This is a genomic window from Vibrio rotiferianus CAIM 577 = LMG 21460 (genome assembly GCF_002741985.1).
In the GTDB taxonomy this organism is placed as follows: Bacteria; Pseudomonadota; Gammaproteobacteria; order Enterobacterales; family Vibrionaceae; genus Vibrio; species Vibrio rotiferianus.
Genome location: NZ_APHW01000006.1, coordinates 1 through 19,741 on the forward strand (window position 1 = coordinate 1; position 19,741 = coordinate 19,741).

Consider the following 19,741-nt stretch of genomic DNA (forward strand, 5'->3'; position numbering starts at 1 on the left):
CAACGCCAATGAACGTGATGACAAAAACGGATCGATCGGCCAGATTAGTAACCTGATACAAAAAATAGCACCTAGTTGCTTTGGGGCTTTTAAGGATAATCTGGCGCGGATATCATCGTGGAGCGGGGAAGTTAATGTTCCCAACGTGGACTCCGAATACATTAGCGCAAACCAACTCCGTTATTACTAAATTGTAGTTGCAATAACGGGGCGGACCATACATTTTTATTATCAGAAATGGATTGAGAATTGATTACACGCATTGTCTAAATTTTAATCGGTTGGAATTTAATGCCTTAGCAAACTCAGGGTCTTACAGCCCTTGTTGTAGCTGCATAAAGGCTGTACAATTCGCGCCCTTATTCTTGTTTCAGTCATTGAGAGGCAACATGACCACTGAAAAAATCAATCTACTCGACTTTGATCGCAAGGGCATGCGTCAATTTTTCGCGGAAGAGCTAGGCGAAAAAGCGTTCCGTGCGGATCAAGTTATGAAGTGGATCTACCATTTCGGTGTTGATGACTTCGACAACATGACGAATATCAACAAGAAGCTACGTGAAAAACTGCAACACAAGTGTGAAATCAAAGCACCAACAGTAGCAGAAGCTCAACACTCTTCAGACGGCACGATTAAGTGGGCGATGAAGGTGGGTGACCAAGACGTAGAAACGGTTTACATCCCTGAAGATGATCGTGCGACTTTGTGCGTATCTTCTCAGGTAGGCTGTGCATTGGAATGTAAGTTCTGTTCAACTGCTCAACAAGGCTTCAACCGTAACCTAAAAGTATCTGAAATCATTGGTCAGGTATGGCGTGCAGCGCGTGAAATTGGTTTGCAAAAAGAAACCGGCCGTCGCCCGATCACTAACGTGGTAATGATGGGTATGGGCGAACCTCTTCTTAACATGAAGAACCTTATCCCTGCGCTAGAAATCATGCTTGATGATCTTGGTTTTGGTCTTTCTAAGCGCCGCGTAACCGTATCAACTTCAGGCGTGGTATCTGGCCTTGATCAGATGACAGGTAAAATTGACGTAGCATTGGCTATTTCTCTTCATGCGCCAAACGATAAGCTGCGTAGTGAAATCATGCCGATCAACGATCGTTGGGATATCCAAGATTTTCTAGCGTCTGTTCGTCGTTATATCGCGTCTTCAAATGCTAACCGCGGTAAAGTAACGGTAGAGTACGTGCTACTTGATCATGTGAACGATGACATGGACCACGCACGTGAACTGGCGGAACTGATGAAAGATACGCCATGTAAGATCAACCTGATTCCGTTTAACCCTTACCCAGGTTCACCTTACAAGAAACCAAGCAACTCGCGCATCGACCGTTTCCAGAAAACACTGATGCAATACGAGCACACAGTAACGGTACGTAAGACACGTGGTGATGATATCGATGCGGCATGTGGTCAGTTGGTCGGTGATGTTATTGACCGCACGAAACGTACAGCGGCTTTAAAAGCTGCGCGTGGTGCAGACACCATTGAAGTGAAAGCGGTTTAACTCGCAACGAACTGATAAATAGCCAGAGCCTTATGCTCTGGCTATTTTTTTCTATCAGAGATCAATTAGGTAAGCAAAAAAGAGAACTTGTGTCATTTTTTGGACAAAAGCTTGAGCTATCTGTTAATTTGATAGTAAAGAGTTTTTGTCTTCCTAGAACATTCGCTTATCATGGAAGTTGTTTTATTACTATCGCTCTGACAGCACGCTAAGTTTGTCTCATAACGTTGTTTTGAAATCTGCGTCTTCTAATACATTCAGATTCCAGCCTCAGAGCGTTTCAAAAAAGAATTTTGGTTAACGCGTTCAAGCTAGCTATCTTTAAGTAAGGCTTAAGAATAAGAACGAAAAATATACTGCGTTAGCCACCTAACAGATTTATTACCGCCATTATGACTGAACACGAAAAAAACAATGAAACTCCGCTGTCTATTGAAGCGGGCACTTTACTGAAGAATAAGCGCGAGTCTTTAGGCATGACTCAAAAGCAAATTGCTGATCGCCTAAGATTGCGTGTATCTGTCATCGAAGATATCGAAAACAACCAATTTGATTCTCATCAAGTCGCGACATTCATCCGTGGCTACTTACGTTCTTATGCAAAACTGGTTTCTGTTGATGAGCACTTAGTGCTTTCTGCTTTAGATACGACTGGTGAAGCGCAGCACCAAGAGCAGGAGATGCAGAGCTTCTCTCGGAAAACCAAAACAGAGAAACACAATAGCCGAATTATGTTGCTAACATGGGCTATTGCTATTGTGATTACAGGCATTTCCGCGGTGTGGTGGTGGCAAAACCAACAAGAGAACAGTTTAGCTCAAGTGGTTAATGAAGCTGCGGTTGAGACTGAAATCGTTGATGATTCTGCATTCGATACAGAGCCTACTGTGTCAACGGAAACTATTGCTGTTGAAGCTACTGCAGATGAAGCTCCAATCGTTGATGATGCGCCAGTTATGGTTTCAGAGGTTTCAACTGAGACATCACCTGTTGATGCTGTGAATGAAGAAGAGACCAGTTCTACTGAAGAGTTAGCTCAACCAGTAACAAAGCCTACTGTTGTTGAAGTTGAAGAAAAGCCAGCAGTAATTCCAGCAGGTATGACGCCAGTGACAATGACGTTTACCTCTGATTGCTGGATCCAAGTTAAAGATGCTAATGGGAAAACGTTAGTTTCAGGTACTCACAAGCCCGGTCAAAATGTCGAGCTTGCCGGAAAAGCACCATTTAAAGTGATTTTAGGTGCGCCAGAAGCCGTGACAATGACATTTGCAAGTGAACCTGTCGACCTTTCTGGGTATACTTCAGGCAAAGTAGCTAGATTCACTCTACCGTTATAAATATTATGCAACACGAATCTCCAATTATTCGTCGTAAATCGACGCGTATTTATGTGGGTGATGTACCAATTGGTGATGGTGCACCAATTGCTGTACAGTCAATGACAAACACTCGCACGACTGATGTGGAAGCCACAGTCGCACAAATCCGAGCATTAGAAAAAGTGGGTGCAGACATTGTACGTGTTTCTGTTCCTACCATGGATGCGGCGGAAGCCTTTAAGCTCATCAAACAGCAAGTGTCTGTGCCGCTCGTTGCGGACATTCACTTTGACTACCGTATTGCACTGAAAGTGGCAGAGTATGGTGTCGACTGTTTGCGTATTAACCCAGGTAACATCGGCAACGAAGAGCGTATTCGTTCGGTTGTTGATTGTGCTCGTGACAAAAACATCCCAATCCGTATTGGCGTCAATGGTGGCTCTTTGGAAAAAGATCTGCAGATGAAGTACGGTGAGCCGACGCCAGAAGCATTGGTGGAATCGGCGATGCGTCACGTGGACCACCTTGATCGTCTTAACTTTGACCAGTTCAAAGTGAGTGTGAAAGCGTCTGATGTTTTCCTTGCGGTGGATTCATACCGCCTATTGGCAAAACAGATCGACCAACCTCTACACCTAGGTATCACCGAAGCTGGTGGCGCGCGTGCTGGTGCAGTGAAGTCCTCTGTTGGCTTAGGTATGCTTCTAGCGGAAGGGATCGGTGATACGTTGCGTATTTCATTGGCTGCAGATCCAGTAGAAGAAATCAAAGTTGGCTTTGATATTCTTAAATCTCTACGTATTCGCTCTCGCGGCATCAACTTTATTGCCTGCCCAAGCTGTTCACGTCAGGAATTCGACGTGATTAACACAGTAAATGCACTGGAAGAGCGCCTAGAAGACATCATCACACCTATGGATGTGTCTATCATCGGCTGTGTCGTAAACGGCCCTGGTGAAGCTGAGGTTTCACACCTAGGTCTAGCTGGCAGCAACAAGAAGAGCGCATTCTACGAAGACGGCAAACGTCAGAAAGAGCGTTTCGACAACGATGATCTAGTGAACCAGCTAGAAGCGAAAATCCGTGCGAAAGCGTCTGTGTTAGATCAAGCTAACCGCATCGATATCAAACAAGAAGATTAATCTCATAGCTCGAGCATGTAAGCGTGCTCGGGTTACTAAGCGACGGTAATTATTGTGGCAAAGAAAATCCAAGCAATCCGAGGCATGAACGACTGCCTTCCAACTCAATCTCCACTGTGGCAGAAACTTGAAAACGCAGTGAAAAGTACCGTGAGCGCATACGGCTACAACGAAGTGCGCATGCCTATCGTTGAAGAAACAAACCTATTCAGCCGCGCTGTTGGTGAAGAGACAGACGTCGTTTCAAAAGAAATGTACACCTTTGATGATCGTAACGGAGACAGCCTAACACTTCGCCCTGAAGGTACTGCGGGTTGTGTACGTTCATGTATTCAAAACAGCTTGATCAACCGTGACGAACAGCGTCTGTGGTACATGGGGCCAATGTTCCGCCATGAGCGTCCGCAGAAAGGCCGTTACCGTCAATTCCACCAGTGTGGTGTTGAGGTGTTTGGTCTTAATGGTCCAGATGTTGATGCTGAGCTTATCATGATGACAGCACGTCTATGGCGTGAACTGGGTATCAATGAACATGTTCGTCTTGAGCTTAACTCTATCGGTTCTCAAGAAGATCGCGCAGACTACCGTACGGCACTGGTTGCATTCCTTGAGCAACATATTGATGTGCTAGACGAAGATTGTAAGCGTCGCATGCACACTAACCCACTGCGTGTTCTGGATACAAAGAACCCTGACGTTCAGGCTATTTTAGGTGATGCACCTCGTCTTTCTGAGTACTTAGGCGAGGAATCTAAAGCTCACTTCGCAGGTCTATGTGAACTTTTAGACGCTGCAGGTATCGAATACACAGTTAACGAACGTCTAGTTCGTGGTCTGGATTACTACAACCGCACGGTATTTGAGTGGATCACTGAGAGCCTAGGTGCTCAAGGTACAGTATGTGGCGGTGGTCGTTACGATGGTCTTGTAGAGCAATTAGGTGGTAAAGAAACACCAGCAGTTGGTTTTGCAATGGGCCTAGAACGTCTTGTTCTGATGCTAGAAACACTAGAGCTAACAGACGTTCGTCGCAGTGTAGATGTTTACGTAGTAACAGCAGGCGAAGGCACCATGATGGCGGGTATGAAGCTAGCAGAACAGCTTCGTGAAGCTGTTCCTGGCGTTCGCGTGATGAGTCACTTCGGTGGCGGTAACTTCAAGAAACAGTTTAAGCGCGCAGATAAAGTGGGGGCTGTAGTAGCATTAGTTCTGGGCGAAAACGAAGTTGCGGATAACACCGTAGTACTAAAGGACTTGGTTGGTGGTGAGCAAGAGACTTACAACCAAGCAGAAGTTGCTGAGAAGATCGCAGCACTGATTTAAGTCTTTTAATAAGCTAAAGATTAAATCCTAATTCGTAATAGTAAGGCTCCCAAGATAGGAGCCTTTCGACGAAATAGGAACAATGGCAGTCTTGCTGCCATTTACATGTTTTAAGAGGACAGGAAGTGGAACTTTACGATACTGAAGAACAACAAGTTGAAGCAATTAAAGACTGGTGGAAGGAAAACGGCAAAGCCGTAATCATCGGTGCCGTGGTTGGTTTAGGTGGCCTATTTGGTTGGCGTTACTATCAAGATTCTGTTGTTCAGGCGAGTGAAGCGGCTTCTTTGAGCTACACAACGACAATGAACGCGCTACAAGCGAAAGGTGTTGATGCTCAAGCAGACGTGCAAGCGTTTATTGATTCAAACAAAGTACAAGAGTACTCAGTGTTGGCCGCGATGCAGCTTGCTAAAGCTCAAGTTGATGCGAAAGAGTTACCAGCTGCATTAACGCAACTGAAATGGGCTCAAAGCAACACTAAAGACGCAGCTCTAGCTCCACTAATTAGCTACCGTATTGCTCGAATTGAAGCTGAGCAAGGTAACTTTGATGCTGCTAATGCAGAACTGAACAAAGTGACTGATACAGCGTGGGCTGGTCGTATTGCCGAGTTACGTGGTGATATTGCGCTTCGTCAAGGAAATCAAGATGCCGCTTACACAGCTTATACCGAAGCTCAACAAGCTGCAGATGCAAGCCCAACCTTGCAGATGAAGTTGGACGATCTAGCCAAATAAGGACCGCAGTGGATGAAAAGAGTCTTAAAGCATGCCTTATTGAGTGCGATGGCAGTGGGTATTCTTGCTGGCTGTGCCGGCGAGGAAGATACAATCGTTATGGCACCGCTACCAAAGGTTGATAATCAATTTACGCCAAGTACGAATTGGAGTACTTCAATTGGTGATGGCGTAGGCCATTACTTTTCAAAGCTATCTCCAGCTTTTGCTTACGACAAGTTATTTGTAGCAAGCCGTGATGGTCTGGTCAAAGCTCTGGATGCTGAAACCGGCAAAACGTTGTGGCAAACAGACTTAGAGCAAGATGTGATTGCGCGCCTATCAGGTGGCCTAACTGCCGCTTATGACCATATTTACATTGGTTCTGAAAACGGCGAAGTCATTGCTTTAGACCAAGAAACTGGTGAAGTAACATGGCGTGTTGAAGTCGGTGGTGAAGTTCTTGCTAACCCTGTTGCTGATTCTGGTTTAATTATTGTAAATACCAGTCGTGGTACTTTGTTTGCTCTTGACCAGTTAACTGGTGAGCAAAAGTGGGCGATCAGTACTGAAGTTCCAAACCTAACCCTTCGTGGCGATAGCACACCAACAGCGGTTGCTGGTGGGGTATTTTGGGGCACGGCAAATGGTCGATTGGCAGCCGCGATTGTTGAGCGTGGCCAATTGATTTGGCAACAGCCGATCGGAACCCCTAAAGGGGCAACGGAAATTGATCGTCTAGTGGATGTAGACTCTTCACCGATTGTACTGGGCGGCACTCTTTTCACTGTTGGTTACAATGGACAGTTAATTGCCATTGATCTACGTTCAGCTAAACCTTTGTGGAAGCGTAATTACTCGTCTGCAAATGATTTAGCGACGGATGGTAGTCGTATCTTCGTTATCACTGAGAAAGATCATGTGGTTGCTGTTGATGCGCGCAGTGGTACTGAGCTGTGGGAAAATGCATCACTTGAGTATCGACAACTTACCGCACCAGTAGTAATCGATAACTACTTGGTCGTAGGTGATACTCTTGGCTATTTACATTGGATCGACCGCTCTACTGGTGAGTTCGTTGCTCAACAAGAAGTAGACAGTAGTGGCTTTGCTGTTGGTCCAGTCGCAGTTTCTGACGGTTATGTCATTACTACTCGTAATGGCGATGTAAAGAAACTGAGCATTAACGAATAATATCGTGATATAATTCACATTCGGCTCCTGGCTGGTAACAGTTAGGAGCCGTTTTGTTGTTTGAAATTTTTATTTATTAACCGTTATTCCTGACGTGGTTATAGGTAAAAAGCTTGTTTGATTTGGCATTGAGCAAGTCGTTACCTATAACTACAGAAGAAAGATTATTGTAGAGGTTGTTATGGTACCTGTTGTTGCTCTAGTAGGGCGTCCGAACGTAGGTAAATCTACACTATTTAACCGATTGACACGCACACGTGACGCGTTGGTTGCGGACTTCCCTGGCCTAACGCGAGACCGTAAATATGGCCAAGCTCGCCTTGGTGAAGAACATGAATTCATCGTTATTGATACCGGTGGTATTGATGGTACGGAAGAAGGCGTAGAAACGAAGATGGCAGAACAATCGCTAGCTGCGATTGATGAAGCTGATGTAGTACTATTCCTTGTTGATGGTCGTGCTGGATTAACGCCATCGGATGAAGCGATTGCCGCGCACCTGCGTAAAATCGAAAAACCAGCAATGCTGGTAGTAAACAAGATCGATGGTATTGATGCAGATGCAGCTTGTGCTGATTTCTGGCAGCTTGGTGTTGACGACATGTACCAAATTGCTGCGGCGCATGGTCGTGGTGTAACAGCATTGCTAGAACGCGCATTAGCGCCATTCTTTGATGATCTATTGGCGAGTGAATCTGAAGAAGGTGAGATTGAAGATCTGACTGAATTCGAAGATGAAGAGCTAGCGATTGAAGATTACACCGAAGAAGACGCAGAAGCAGAGTTCAAACGTTTACAAGACCAGCCAATCAAACTGGCAATCATTGGTCGTCCAAACGTCGGTAAATCAACACTGACAAACCGTATTCTTGGCGAAGAGCGTGTTGTGGTATACGACATGCCAGGCACTACGCGTGACTCAATCTACATTCCAATGGAACGTGATGGTCGTGAGTATGTGTTGATCGATACTGCAGGTGTACGTCGTCGTGGTCGTATCAACGAAACCGTCGAGAAATTCTCTGTTGTTAAAACACTGAAAGCCGTAGAAGACGCAAACGTGGTTCTATTGGTTATCGACGCACGTGAAAACATTTCTGACCAAGACTTGAGTCTACTTGGCTTCGCATTGAACGCAGGCCGTTCAATTGTACTAGCGGTAAATAAGTGGGACGGTCTAGATAACGAAGTGAAAGAGAACGTGAAGAAAGAACTCGACCGTCGTTTAGGCTTCGTTGATTTTGCACGTATTCACTTTATCTCAGCACTTCACGGTACAGGCGTTGGCCACTTGTTCGAATCAATTCAAGAAGCGTACAAGTCGGCAACGACACGTGTTGGTACTTCTGTTCTGACTCGTATCATGAAGATGGCAACAGACGATCACCAACCACCAATGGTTCGTGGCCGCCGTATTAAGCTGAAGTACGCGCACGCGGGTGGTTACAACCCACCAATCGTGGTTGTTCACGGAAACATGGTTCGCGATCTACCAGATTCGTACAAGCGCTACTTGATGAACTACTTCCGTAAGTCTCTGGAAATCATGGGTACACCAATCCGTATTAACTTCCAGAACAGCGACAACCCGTACGAGAACCGTACAAACAAGCTAACGCTATCTCAAGAGCGTAAGCGCAAGCGTATGATGTCTGCAGTGAAAAACCGCAACAAATAATCGCTAAGATTTTCTGAATACCCAAGTTTCGACTTGGGTATTTTTTTATAAGCAGATTTTTACTCGAAGAAACTTATTAGAAGAACTCCAAACATGACAATCACAGCAACCAAGACCCGCTTCTGTCATCAGACATGGCAAATGGAAGCGCCAATACAACTTGTTCAGTCTACACATGAAGTCACTTACGTGATTACAGAAGTGACACCTTTCCATCCTGTGAGTCATATTTGGCCAGATCATCCTGCAGATAAAGGCACACTGACAGCAATGGGCACTGGATATGAAGTGATGGATTGCCAGGTTGGCGCGGTAGAGCTTGCAAGTGGAGAATTGCATGTCGGCACTGCAATTCCTGTAAAACGCGATACCGAAGGGTGGGTATTTGTGGTTGTCCATGTATTACCACGAACGGAAGCCCTTACTGTAGGTAATGTTGTGTCATTAGAAGTCAACAAAGAGTACCAGCTATCGCTGAGTCGTGGACATAGTGCAGGGCATATCGCATACCTTGCACTTAATAAAATATTGGCACAGAGCTACTGGCGAAAAGATGCAGACCGCAAAGACCCCCATGGGAATTACGACTTCAATAGCTACGCACAAGAAACCAGTTTTGTTACTCCAGATAAATGTCTGGACACCTATCGTTTAGGTAAAACACTCCGTAAAAGAGGCTTAAACAGTGCAGATATGCTGTCTGACCTAAAAAGCATCGAACAACAGGTGAATGTTCTGTTGGGAGATTGGCTAAAAAGAGATGCTGCGATCACCATCGATTGCCATGGTGAACGCCTTACTGATTCACGTTACTGGCAATGTGATTTAGGCGAAGGTGAAATTGCTGTCATCCTTGTGGGGGAACGCATGCGAGCCATTTGAATGACTTTGGTTCTATTCGTGTAACACTGACGGAAATAGACTCACAGACAATTGAAATGCACACTGATGTAATAAGCTAAACTTCAAATTCGATCTTTTTATTAAATTCTGTTCATGTGCTTTTTTAATCCGTAGCGTGGTGATTTGTTCTATTTAAAATTGAGATGCAGAATATGTAACTTATGCTTTCGGTGTGTGGTTATATAAATATTCTTTTAAGGGGTGATCGCTGATCAAAAGGGAAATATCCGATGATCAGCATATGATCTTTTATAGTGCCGCATTCACATAATGTGAGTTAGTTACCTGCGTCATATTTATAGATCTATTATATTTCGGGCTGATAAACATAATAACGATATGAATACAGCACAATGGACAAAGATAGACTGTTAGATGCTCACCGAGCAGTCAATCGTCTTTTGGGTAAGCTTGCACTGGGAATGGAACGAGACAGCCTCAACCACGAGGTTATTGAGTTAAGTGAACACCTATTTGGGAAGAGGCAAGCTTCCATACTACGATTGCACCCCGATACCAATACATTGCACTTGGAATTTGCCCCACACTTACCTGATTTCTACAATCAAGCGATTGAAGGAGTTCCAATTGGACCAGAAATTGGTTCATGTGGTGCTGCTGCATTCTTGAAGCAAATCGTGGTTGTTAGCGATATTGATCATCATGCTAACTGGGCTCCTTTCCTCGAACTGACTCAACAGGCTCAACTCCGTGCATGTTGGTCTGTCCCGATCATTGCTTCGGACGGCCATGTATTGGGAACATTTGCCGTATACAGCAATGCGCCTTCTGAACCTCACCCCTATGAGCTCGAAGTGCTCGAAATGTTGGCCGCTTTATATGCGGTGGCATTAGAGAAGTATCGTCTAGAAGAGCAACTTCACTTCCACGCTAGCCGCGATCCACTCACGCACTGCTTTAACCGTCGTGCTCTGTTGACAGAAGTCGACCGAAAAATTAATCACAAATGTGATCGTAATGCATTAGTCGGATGTTTCTTTGTTGATATCGATGAGTTTAAGTACATCAATGATCGCTTTGGTCATGAGACTGGTGACCAAGTCTTGGTGCTGGTAGCTGAGCACCTGAAACAGGCGTTTCGTTCTTGTTCAGTGATAGGGCGGTATGGTGGTGATGAGTTTGTTGGTTTCTGTTGTTTTCCAGATGAGCAGACCTACCTTTACTTTGTTTCTCGTTTAGCGGATGAGCTTAATCAGATTTATCATCTAGAAGAATATCAAGTCAAAGCCAGCATTGGCGCTTCTTGTAGTACTGCTAGTGAGCGCGCGGTGTTACAAGAGCTTATTCAGCAAGCTGATGTGGCGATGTACCAGAACAAACGCGCCAAACGAGCGTGATTAAGATCAAAGCACCAATTTGGCTTATGATTAGACTGTAAGTCAGTAAATTGAAGTTTTTAGGGGTAGTCATGCAACCGAATATTTGCCCAACATGCGACATCGAATTGGAATGGACAGGGCAATACCATTGCAATAAGTGTGAGTCGGATTATAAGAAGGTAGGGTTTTGCCCAGATTGCGATGCTGAGTTGGAGAAACTACAGGCTTGCGGCGCGGCAAACTACTTTTGCAACAGTTGTAATGAACTCAAATCGAAATCACGTGTTCGATTTGAGTTTCAAAAAATCAGTTAATTAACGGTTGAGCGAAGCTCACCATCAGATAAGCGGGTGACCAATACGTCGCCCGTTTTTACATCTTTTGCTTGGGTAACAACCTGACCTTGCTCAGTTTGAGTAATCGAGTAGCCACGTTTTAGCGTTGCCAATGGGCTTACCGTATCTAGCTTTTCTGCTGCAATTGCCAGTTGATGACGCATGGTCAGTAACTTACGATCCATTGCATCCATTAGCTTTTGTTCAGCGCGATCAAGCTTCGATTTTTGCTCTGCTAAACGTTTTACTGGTGAATTCAATTGTAAGCGATGATGTTTACGCTCAACGGCTTGTTGGCGCGTTGTGATAAATCGTTGCATTGCGCGTTGTAAGCGCATGTCCAACTCATCAAGTTGTTGTGTCTGACGCTGCAATTGATAGCTTGGGTGTTGGCGCTCTAAACGATGCATCAGTTGAGCCGATTGCTGTTTTTGCTGCGCTAGGTAGTAACGCATTGCACTGGCTAGCTTATGTTGGCGAGTCACCAACGCTTGATCTTTGTGGCTGTTATCGCGGCTTACCAATTCAGCCGCCGCTGATGGCGTCGGCGCTCGCATGTCCGCAACAAAGTCGGCAATCGTTACGTCAACTTCATGACCAACTGCGCTGATGATCGGAATTTGGCTTGCAGCAATAGTGCGAGCAAGAATTTCGTTGTTGAAGCACCAGAGATCTTCTAACGAGCCGCCACCACGACCAACAATCAATACATCACATTCATCACGACTGTTTGCACGGCCGATTGCCTGCGCAATTTGAATAGCAGCCTCTTCACCTTGCACCATAGTTGGGTAAACCACCACGGGTAGGGAAGGATCTCGGCGTTTCAATACATCTAGGATATCGTACAGTGCAGCACCGGTTTTCGAGGTGATCACACCAACGCGCTTTGGGTGCTCAGGTAAAGGCTGCTTATTGGTTTGAGCAAACAAACCTTCTGCTGCCAGTTTCATCTTAAGTGCTTCGAACTCTTGTTGCAGACGACCATCACCTTCTGGCTGCATACTTTCGATGATCAATTGATAGTCACCACGCGGCTCGTACAGAGACAGGCGTGCTTTAACTAGAACTTGATTGCCGTTAGCAGGTTTGAAAGTGACGCGACGATTGTTACCACGGAACATGGCACATTTAACTTGAGCGCGAGAATCTTTAAGAGTGAGGTACCAGTGACCAGAGACGGGAGCTGAGAAGTTGGATATCTCTCCGACAAGCCAGACGATCCCCATTTCGTTTTCGAGCAGCAGACGCACTTCGGCATTGAGACGAGAAACAGTGAAGATGTTTTGATTGGTCTGGGAGAGCACAGCTAATTCCGTAGACGTGAGTATGGAAATTAGCGGCAATATAATACATAGCAAGGGGGTAATTGCAAGAAAAAAATTAAAAAATTTGTGGTCAAGCGATTGCGTTAACCGTATAATCCCTCCGCAATATCTAATCCAAATGTAGCCAACAACCTAAAATTGGTTACCCTCATTATGCGAAACGATGAGATTGGATTGTTCTTTTTACTCCTATTATTGTGAGATATTGCAAATGCTAAGAATTGCCAAAGAAGCGCTGACATTCGATGACGTACTACTCGTGCCAGCTCACTCCACTGTTCTCCCAAACACAGCTGATCTTCGCACTCAGCTTACCAAGAACATCACCCTAAACATCCCAATGATTTCAGCGTCTATGGACACTGTTACTGAAGCTCGTCTAGCTATCGCGCTAGCGCAAGAGGGTGGCATTGGCTTTATCCACAAAAACATGTCTATTGAGCAGCAAGCTGCTGAAGTTCGTAAAGTTAAGAAGTTTGAAGCAGGCGTCGTTTCTGATCCTGTAACGGTTAACCCTGACGCGACTATCGCTGACGTGGTTGCACTGACTGACAAACACGGCTTCGCTGGTTTCCCTGTAATCACAGAGAACAACGAGCTTGTAGGCATTATCACTGGTCGTGATGTGCGCTTTGTTACTGACCTTTCTAAGAAAGTGTCTTCAGTAATGACAGCAAAAGAAAACCTTGCAGCAGTAAAAGAAGGTGCAACACGTGAAGAAGTGCAAGAGAAGATGCACGAGGCACGCGTTGAGAAAGTATTGGTTGTGAACGATGAGTTCCAACTAACCGGTATGATCACTGCGAAAGACTTCCATAAAGCAGAACGTAAACCAAACGCATGTAAAGATGAGCGCGGTCGTCTACGTGTTGGCGCAGCCGTTGGTGCTGGTGCTGGTAACGAAGAGCGTGTTGCTGCTCTAGTTGAAGCGGGTGTTGACGTTCTACTTATCGACTCTTCACACGGTCACTCTGAAGGTGTACTAAACCGCATCCGCGAAACTCGCGCTGCTTACCCAGATCTAGACATCATCGGCGGTAACGTTGCGACAGGTGCTGGTGCTAAAGCACTTATCGAAGCGGGTGTTAGCGCAGTTAAAGTGGGTATCGGCCCTGGTTCAATCTGTACAACTCGTATCGTAACAGGTGTTGGTGTTCCTCAAGTAACAGCAATCGCAGACGCAGCAGAAGTGGCGAACTCATTCGGCATTCCAGTTATCGCTGACGGCGGTATCCGTTTCTCTGGTGATATCTGTAAAGCAATCGTAGCAGGCGCATCTTGTGTGATGGTTGGTTCAATGTTCGCAGGTACAGAAGAAGCACCGGGTGAAGTGATTCTTTACAACGGTCGTTCTTACAAGTCTTACCGTGGCATGGGCTCTCTTGGCGCGATGTCTCAAGGTTCATCTGACCGTTACTTCCAGTCTGACAATGCAGCAGACAAGCTAGTACCAGAAGGTATCGAAGGTCGTATCGCATACAAAGGTCGTCTAAAAGAAATTGTTCACCAACAAATGGGTGGTCTACGTTCAAGCATGGGTCTTACTGGCTCTGCAACGATTGAAGATATGCGTACTAAAGCTGAATTTGTTCGTATCTCAGGTGCGGGCATGGCTGAATCACACGTACACGACGTTCAAATCACTAAGGAAGCGCCAAACTACCGTCGCGGTTAATTTTTACTGTTGTAAAAATAAAACCTATACACTCGACGTAAACGTTTGCTTTTTTCCTTGAAGCATTAATAAGAGGCGAGTACACTCGCCTCCGTTTTAATAACCTAGCTTATAAGACTGCTCAAAATGACTAAAAATATTCATGACCAACGTATTCTGATCTTGGACTTCGGTTCTCAGTACACTCAGCTAGTAGCGCGCCGTGTACGTGAAATCGGTGTTTACTGTGAACTGTGGAGCTGGGACGTTGAAGAAGCGGATATTCGTGAATTCAATCCAGACGGTATCATCCTATCTGGTGGCCCAGAAAGCGTAACGGAAGACAACTCTCCACGCGCTCCTCAATACGTATTTGACTCTGGTGTGCCAGTACTAGGTGTATGTTACGGCATGCAAACTATGGCTGAGCAGCTAGGTGGTAAAGTAGCGGGTTCTACTGAACGTGAATTCGGCTACGCACAAGTTAAAGTTTCTGGTGAATCTGCACTGTTTAAAGATCTTGAGCTAACTCAAGACGTGTGGATGAGCCATGGTGACAAAGTAGTAGAAATTCCTGCTGACTTCGTGAAAGTCGGTGAGACAGATACATGTCCGTACGCTGCGATGGCGAACGAAGAGAAGAAATACTACGGCGTTCAGTTCCACCCAGAAGTAACGCACACGAAAGGCGGCCTACAAATGCTAGAGAACTTCGTTCTTGGCGTATGTGGCTGTGAGCGTCTATGGACTTCTGAATCTATCATCGAAGACGCGGTTGCTCGTATTAAAGAGCAAGTGGGTGACGACGAAGTTATCCTAGGTCTATCTGGTGGTGTTGATTCATCGGTAGTAGCGATGCTGGTTCACCGTGCAATCGGCGACAAGCTAACGTGTGTATTCGTAGATAACGGTCTTCTTCGTCTAAACGAAGGTCAGCAAGTAATGGATATGTTTGGCGACAAGTTCGGCCTAAACATCATTAAAGTTGATGCTGAAGATCGTTTCCTAAAAGCACTTGAAGGCAAGTCGGATCCAGAAGAGAAGCGTAAGACAATCGGTCACGTATTCGTAGACGTATTTGATGAAGAGTCTAAGAAGCTGAAAAATGCGAAATGGCTAGCTCAAGGTACGATTTACCCAGACGTTATCGAATCTGCTGCATCTAAGACTGGTAAAGCGCACGTGATCAAATCACACCACAATGTGGGCGGTCTTCCAGATGACATGGAAATGGGTCTTGTTGAGCCACTACGTGAGCTGTTCAAAGATGAAGTTCGTAAGATTGGTCTAGAGCTTGGTCTTCCGTACAACATGCTTTACCGCCACCCATTCCCGGGTCCTGGTCTAGGTGTTCGTGTTCTTGGTGAAATCAAGAAAGAGTACTGTGACTTGCTACGTCGTGCAGACGCTATCTTCATTGAAGAACTACACGCTGCAGACCTATACAACAAAGTATCTCAAGCGTTCACGGTATTCCTACCAGTTCGCTCTGTAGGTGTTATGGGCGATGGCCGTAAGTACGACTGGGTTGTTTCTCTACGTGCGGTAGAAACTATCGACTTTATGACAGCACACTGGGCGCACCTACCATACGACTTCCTAGGTAAGGTTTCTAACCGCATTATCAATGAAGTTGACGGTATTTCTCGCGTGGTTTACGACATCTCAGGTAAGCCACCAGCGACAATCGAATGGGAATAACTTCCTATTAGATGTATCAAATTGAAAGCCAGCCTTCGGGCTGGTTTTTTTATGCCTGAAAAGTGTGAATGCAGGTCTCAACTTTTTTATTAGAAAATATATACATGCGATATTATTGAATGTATATTCACTTTTGGTGTTTAAATATTAAAGTTGGTATTGCTATGGAACAGGCAGAAGTTACCTCCCTCATCCCCATTATTATTACGTTAGTCCTCGCACTAACCACAAGAAACGTTGTTGTCGGTCTTTTTGCAGGCGTCGTTAGCGGTGTGGCTATGTTAGAAGGCACATTCGTTGACAAAGGTCCGCTCGATTCGTTTAGCGCACTGATGAAAAGCTACCTGTTGCCGCAACTGACTGACAGTTACAACGCGGGCGTCATCCTTCTTTTGGTTTTCATTGGTGGTTTTGTCGCCTTGATGGAGAAATCTGGCGGTGGCGTGGCGTTCGCTAAAAAGGTCACTCAATGGGTTGCCACTAAATGCCAAGCACAGCTCTCTGCTTGGTTTGGCGGCGTCGTTATTTTCTTTTCAGACCTTGGTACACCGTTAATTGTTGGCCCTGTCTTTCGCCCTCTATTTGATAAACTGAAAGTCTCTCGCCAGAAGCTTGCCTTTATCATCGATTCCACTTCTTCACCTGTCGCTATCCTAATTCCTTTCATCGGTTGGGGTGTTTACATTATGGGATTGATTCAAAAAGAGTTTGCTGCACTGGATGTGGGTATCAGTGATTGGGATGCCTTTATTGGCGCGATTCCTTACCAGTTTTATGCCTTTTTAGCGATCGCAATTGTGCCGATTGTCTCTTTCTTCAAACTGGATTTTGGACCGATGGCGAAAGCGGAGCAGCTTGCAGAGCAGGGTTCTGATTTTGGGAAAGTGCAAGATTCATTGAATGTATTTTAGCATAAAAATGCAAAAACAAGTTTTGTTTGGGCACCGCTTCTCGTCATGCTTGTGGTGCTTTGTTCAATATTGGTTCCTCACGGTTTTCCATTTCAGAAAGTAGCAGGCTCAACTTTCCGTGCTGCACTGTCGTCGGCGTATTTCTTTGCTGCAATTACCCTAATTAGTTTGATGGCGTTTTATGGCGTGAGAAAGCTCTCTGATGGAATTCAGGTTTACCTAAAAGGGATGTCGAACATGATGTCCGTTGCGGTGATTCTAGTTCTCGCTTGGTCACTGAGTTCTGTCGGTAAAGAGCTTGGGGCAGCTGCGTACATTGCAGAACAAGCACAAGCTGGCTTCCCATACTGGTTATTACCAGCGGTGGCATTTTTATTGGCTGGGATAATCTCTTTTGCCACAGGGTCTTCGTGGGGGACTTTTGCCATCATGATGCCATTGGTCATTCCAACCGCAGTTGCGATTGATGCGCCATTGTTGGTGTGTATCGGTGCGGTGCTGTCTGGTGGTTTGTTCGGTGATCACTGCTCTCCAATTTCAGAGACCACTATTTTGTCCTCGACTGGTGCTGGCTGTGAGCAATACGAACACTTTAGAACTCAGTTACCTTATGCGGTACTTAATGGTGCTATCGCTCTAACAAGCTTTCTTGTCGCAGGGGTAATGACATCACCTGTCATTGTGCTGGTGGCGATTGTCGCTCAGTTTGCCATTTACTTATTGCTCTCTAAACAGCAATCTTTGCAAGCTTTAGAATCGGTAACAGCAAACTAATAACAGCGAAATAAAACGGGGGAACGGTTCCCGTTTTGTTTTGAGTCAAGGTAACAGTTTTTGTGATACTCGCTGTGTAACAGTATTTATTTATAAACTTTGCGTCGCAGAATGAATGGGCTTCACTCTGCGCTTTTCCTACATGATCCACTATGTGTCTAGTTATTCCTTGTATATTGTATTGTTAAATACGGAGATTAGACATGTTTGCACTCAAACATCTGCCTCTTGCATTAGGTTGTGTACTTGCTGCACAAGCTCATGCCAGCATGAATATCCAACCTGATCCACAAAATACAAATGGCTACGTGATTGCTCGTGGCGACATTCAGACTGTGGAACAAAGCAAAACTTCTGACCCTATGTACGCCATCTGGGCACAAGCGTTAGAAACTCGTCCAAATTCAGTGGTTGAAGCGATCGTTCCAGGAGCTGCAAGTAACCCAGAAAACGTTCAACGCGTTGAGCGTGTTTTCCCTGAATCTGAGTGGGACTTCTTAACACAGATGGCTGCACCAGAGTACACATATACTCGTTTCCTGCGCGCGATTGGTAAGTTCCCTGCATTCTGTGGTGAGTACACAGACGGGCGTGATTCAGATGCAATCTGTAAGAAATCCATCGTGACAGCATTCGCGCATTTCGCTCAAGAAACAGGTGGCCATATTGCGGTGGATAACGTATCGGACAACCCGCTCGCGCTAGAAGAGTGGCAGCAGGCACTTGTTCACGTACGTGAAATGGGGTGGTCTGAAGGTCAAGAAGGCTACACAACAGGCTGTGGTCAAAACGATTGGCAAAATAAGCGTTGGCCTTGCGAGCCTGGTCAGGGGTATTTTGGTCGTGGTGCAAAACAGCTTTCTTACCACTTTAACTACGGCGCGTTCTCTGAAGTGATGTTTGATGGTGATGCATCGGTATTGTTGAAAAATCCGGGCTTAGTGGCAGACTCTTGGTTGAACTTAGCTTCTGCAATTTGGTTCTTCTTAACCCCTCAAGCGCCCAAGCCAGCGATGCTGCACGTAATTGATCGTACTTGGGTGCCATCGCAACGTGAAACTGATGCTGGCATTGGTTACGGCTTTGGTACCACGATTAACGTCATCAACGGTGGTATCGAATGTGGTGAGCAAAACAAAGACAAAGGTCAGCCAGTTAACCGTATTCGTTACTGGGAAGGTCTCGCAGCGCACTATCAAATTCCTATCGAAACCGATGAGACCAATACCTGCTGGCAGCAAACGCCTTACGGTAGCCTAAATTTAAATGGCGCGACGGACGTGCTATACACCAACTGGGATGGTAACTGGAAGTACTACTCAGATCGTCCAGGTGGCCATTCATTTGAGTGTGAATTGGTAGGGTTCCAAACTGCGTATTCGGCTCTGGTAGCAGGAGATTACGAGAAATGTGTTACCAACTTCTATCAATCCCATGCTGGCTGGCCAGAAGTGCGCATTGTCGACAAATTAGACCCAGTTGATCCGGTGGATCCACCAGTGGATGGCGTTGCTGCTTGGGATTCAAGCAAGGTATACAACACGGGTGATCAAGTTTCTTACCAAGGTGCAGTGTATGAAGCGAAATGGTGGTCACAAGGTAATGAGCCAACCAAGGGTGACCCTTGGAAGCTAGTTTCGGGTACGCCAACCGAGCCACCAACGACTGAACCGCCTGTGACTGAGCCACCAGTAACTGAGCCTCCAGTAACCGAACCACCGGTGACGGAGCCTCCTGTATCGGGTGACTTTATCGCATGGGAACCGGGTGTCACTCAAGTTGCCAATGGCGACAAAGTGACTTATCAAGGTAAGTGTTTTATTGCGAAAAATGGCCCGGGAGTATGGGAAACACCAACACAGAGCAATTGGTTCTGGGATGAGATTTCTTGCCAGTAATT

14 protein-coding genes and 2 pseudogenes are annotated in these 19,741 nt (G+C 45.6%); 15 read left to right on the forward strand and 1 reads right to left on the reverse strand.

The genetic code is table 11. From position 1 onward, the window contains the following. The 11 genes and pseudogenes from B853_RS26160 to B853_RS02785 all read left to right on the forward strand — a co-directional run. Positions 1 to 190: hypothetical protein (locus B853_RS26160; protein WP_211285365.1), on the forward strand; the 190-nt coding region annotated here is incomplete at its 5' end. Between the two features lie 199 nt (positions 191 to 389). Beyond that, positions 390 to 1,517: a dual-specificity RNA methyltransferase RlmN gene (gene rlmN / locus B853_RS02740; protein WP_010446167.1), complete on the forward strand. Its 1,128-nt coding sequence runs from the start codon at positions 390 to 392 to the stop codon at positions 1,515 to 1,517. Between the two features lie 392 nt (positions 1,518 to 1,909). Further along, positions 1,910 to 2,857, forward strand: a complete 948-nt coding sequence (gene rodZ / locus B853_RS02745; RefSeq protein ID WP_038884373.1) for a cytoskeleton protein RodZ — start codon at positions 1,910 to 1,912, stop codon at positions 2,855 to 2,857. Between the two features lie 5 nt (positions 2,858 to 2,862). Further along, positions 2,863 to 3,981, forward strand: coding sequence for a flavodoxin-dependent (E)-4-hydroxy-3-methylbut-2-enyl-diphosphate synthase (gene ispG, locus B853_RS02750; protein WP_005424674.1), 1,119 nt, complete (start codon positions 2,863 to 2,865; stop codon positions 3,979 to 3,981). Positions 3,982 to 4,035: 54 nt separating this feature from the next. Further along, positions 4,036 to 5,304, forward strand: a complete 1,269-nt coding sequence (hisS, locus tag B853_RS02755) for a histidine--tRNA ligase (RefSeq protein WP_010446176.1) — start codon at positions 4,036 to 4,038, stop codon at positions 5,302 to 5,304. Between the two features lie 125 nt (positions 5,305 to 5,429). Beyond that, a complete protein-coding gene (locus tag B853_RS02760; protein ID WP_010446178.1) occupies positions 5,430 to 6,044 on the forward strand; it encodes a YfgM family protein in 615 nt (204 codons plus the stop codon). Between the two features lie 12 nt (positions 6,045 to 6,056). Beyond that, a complete protein-coding gene (bamB, locus tag B853_RS02765) occupies positions 6,057 to 7,217 on the forward strand; it encodes an outer membrane protein assembly factor BamB (RefSeq protein ID WP_038884374.1) in 1,161 nt (386 codons plus the stop codon). A 181-nt stretch (positions 7,218 to 7,398) separates the two neighbouring features. Then, the gene (der, locus tag B853_RS02770; RefSeq protein WP_010446182.1) at positions 7,399 to 8,895 is read left to right on the forward strand and encodes a ribosome biogenesis GTPase Der; all 1,497 of its coding nucleotides are present in this window, start codon (positions 7,399 to 7,401) and stop codon (positions 8,893 to 8,895) included. 93 nt (positions 8,896 to 8,988) lie between these two features. Beyond that, a pseudogene (locus B853_RS02775) lies at positions 8,989 to 9,857 on the forward strand (alanyl-tRNA editing protein). 294 nt (positions 9,858 to 10,151) lie between these two features. Continuing rightward, complete coding sequence (locus tag B853_RS02780; protein WP_038884378.1) at positions 10,152 to 11,156, forward strand: GGDEF domain-containing protein; 1,005 nt, start codon at positions 10,152 to 10,154, stop codon at positions 11,154 to 11,156. 71 nt (positions 11,157 to 11,227) lie between these two features. Then, positions 11,228 to 11,452 carry a zinc ribbon domain-containing protein gene (locus B853_RS02785; protein ID WP_010446190.1) on the forward strand — a complete coding sequence of 75 codons (225 nt, stop codon included), beginning with the start codon at positions 11,228 to 11,230 and terminating at the stop codon, positions 11,450 to 11,452. Here the strand turns inward: B853_RS02785 and xseA are convergent. Next, positions 11,449 to 12,780 carry an exodeoxyribonuclease VII large subunit gene (gene xseA / locus B853_RS02790; RefSeq protein ID WP_038884379.1) on the reverse strand — a complete coding sequence of 444 codons (1,332 nt, stop codon included), beginning with the start codon at positions 12,778 to 12,780 and terminating at the stop codon, positions 11,449 to 11,451. The two genes, B853_RS02785 and xseA, sit on opposite strands and share 4 nt — an antisense overlap. A gap of 232 nt (positions 12,781 to 13,012) precedes the next feature. On the opposite strand from xseA, the gene guaB reads away from it, so the two are divergent. The 4 genes and pseudogenes from guaB to B853_RS02810 all read left to right on the forward strand — a co-directional run bounded on the left by guaB (position 13,013) and on the right by B853_RS02810 (position 19,739). After that, positions 13,013 to 14,476, forward strand: coding sequence for an IMP dehydrogenase (gene guaB, locus B853_RS02795; RefSeq protein ID WP_010446193.1), 1,464 nt, complete (start codon positions 13,013 to 13,015; stop codon positions 14,474 to 14,476). 126 nt (positions 14,477 to 14,602) lie between these two features. Next, entirely contained in the window at positions 14,603 to 16,156 is a 1,554-nt protein-coding gene (gene guaA / locus B853_RS02800; RefSeq protein ID WP_005440283.1) for a glutamine-hydrolyzing GMP synthase, read from the forward strand. A gap of 164 nt (positions 16,157 to 16,320) precedes the next feature. Beyond that, a pseudogene (locus tag B853_RS02805) lies at positions 16,321 to 17,841 on the forward strand (Na+/H+ antiporter NhaC family protein). Positions 17,842 to 18,044: 203 nt separating this feature from the next. Beyond that, a complete protein-coding gene (locus tag B853_RS02810; RefSeq protein ID WP_038885263.1) occupies positions 18,045 to 19,739 on the forward strand; it encodes a chitinase in 1,695 nt (564 codons plus the stop codon). Positions 19,740 to 19,741 lie beyond the last annotated feature (2 nt).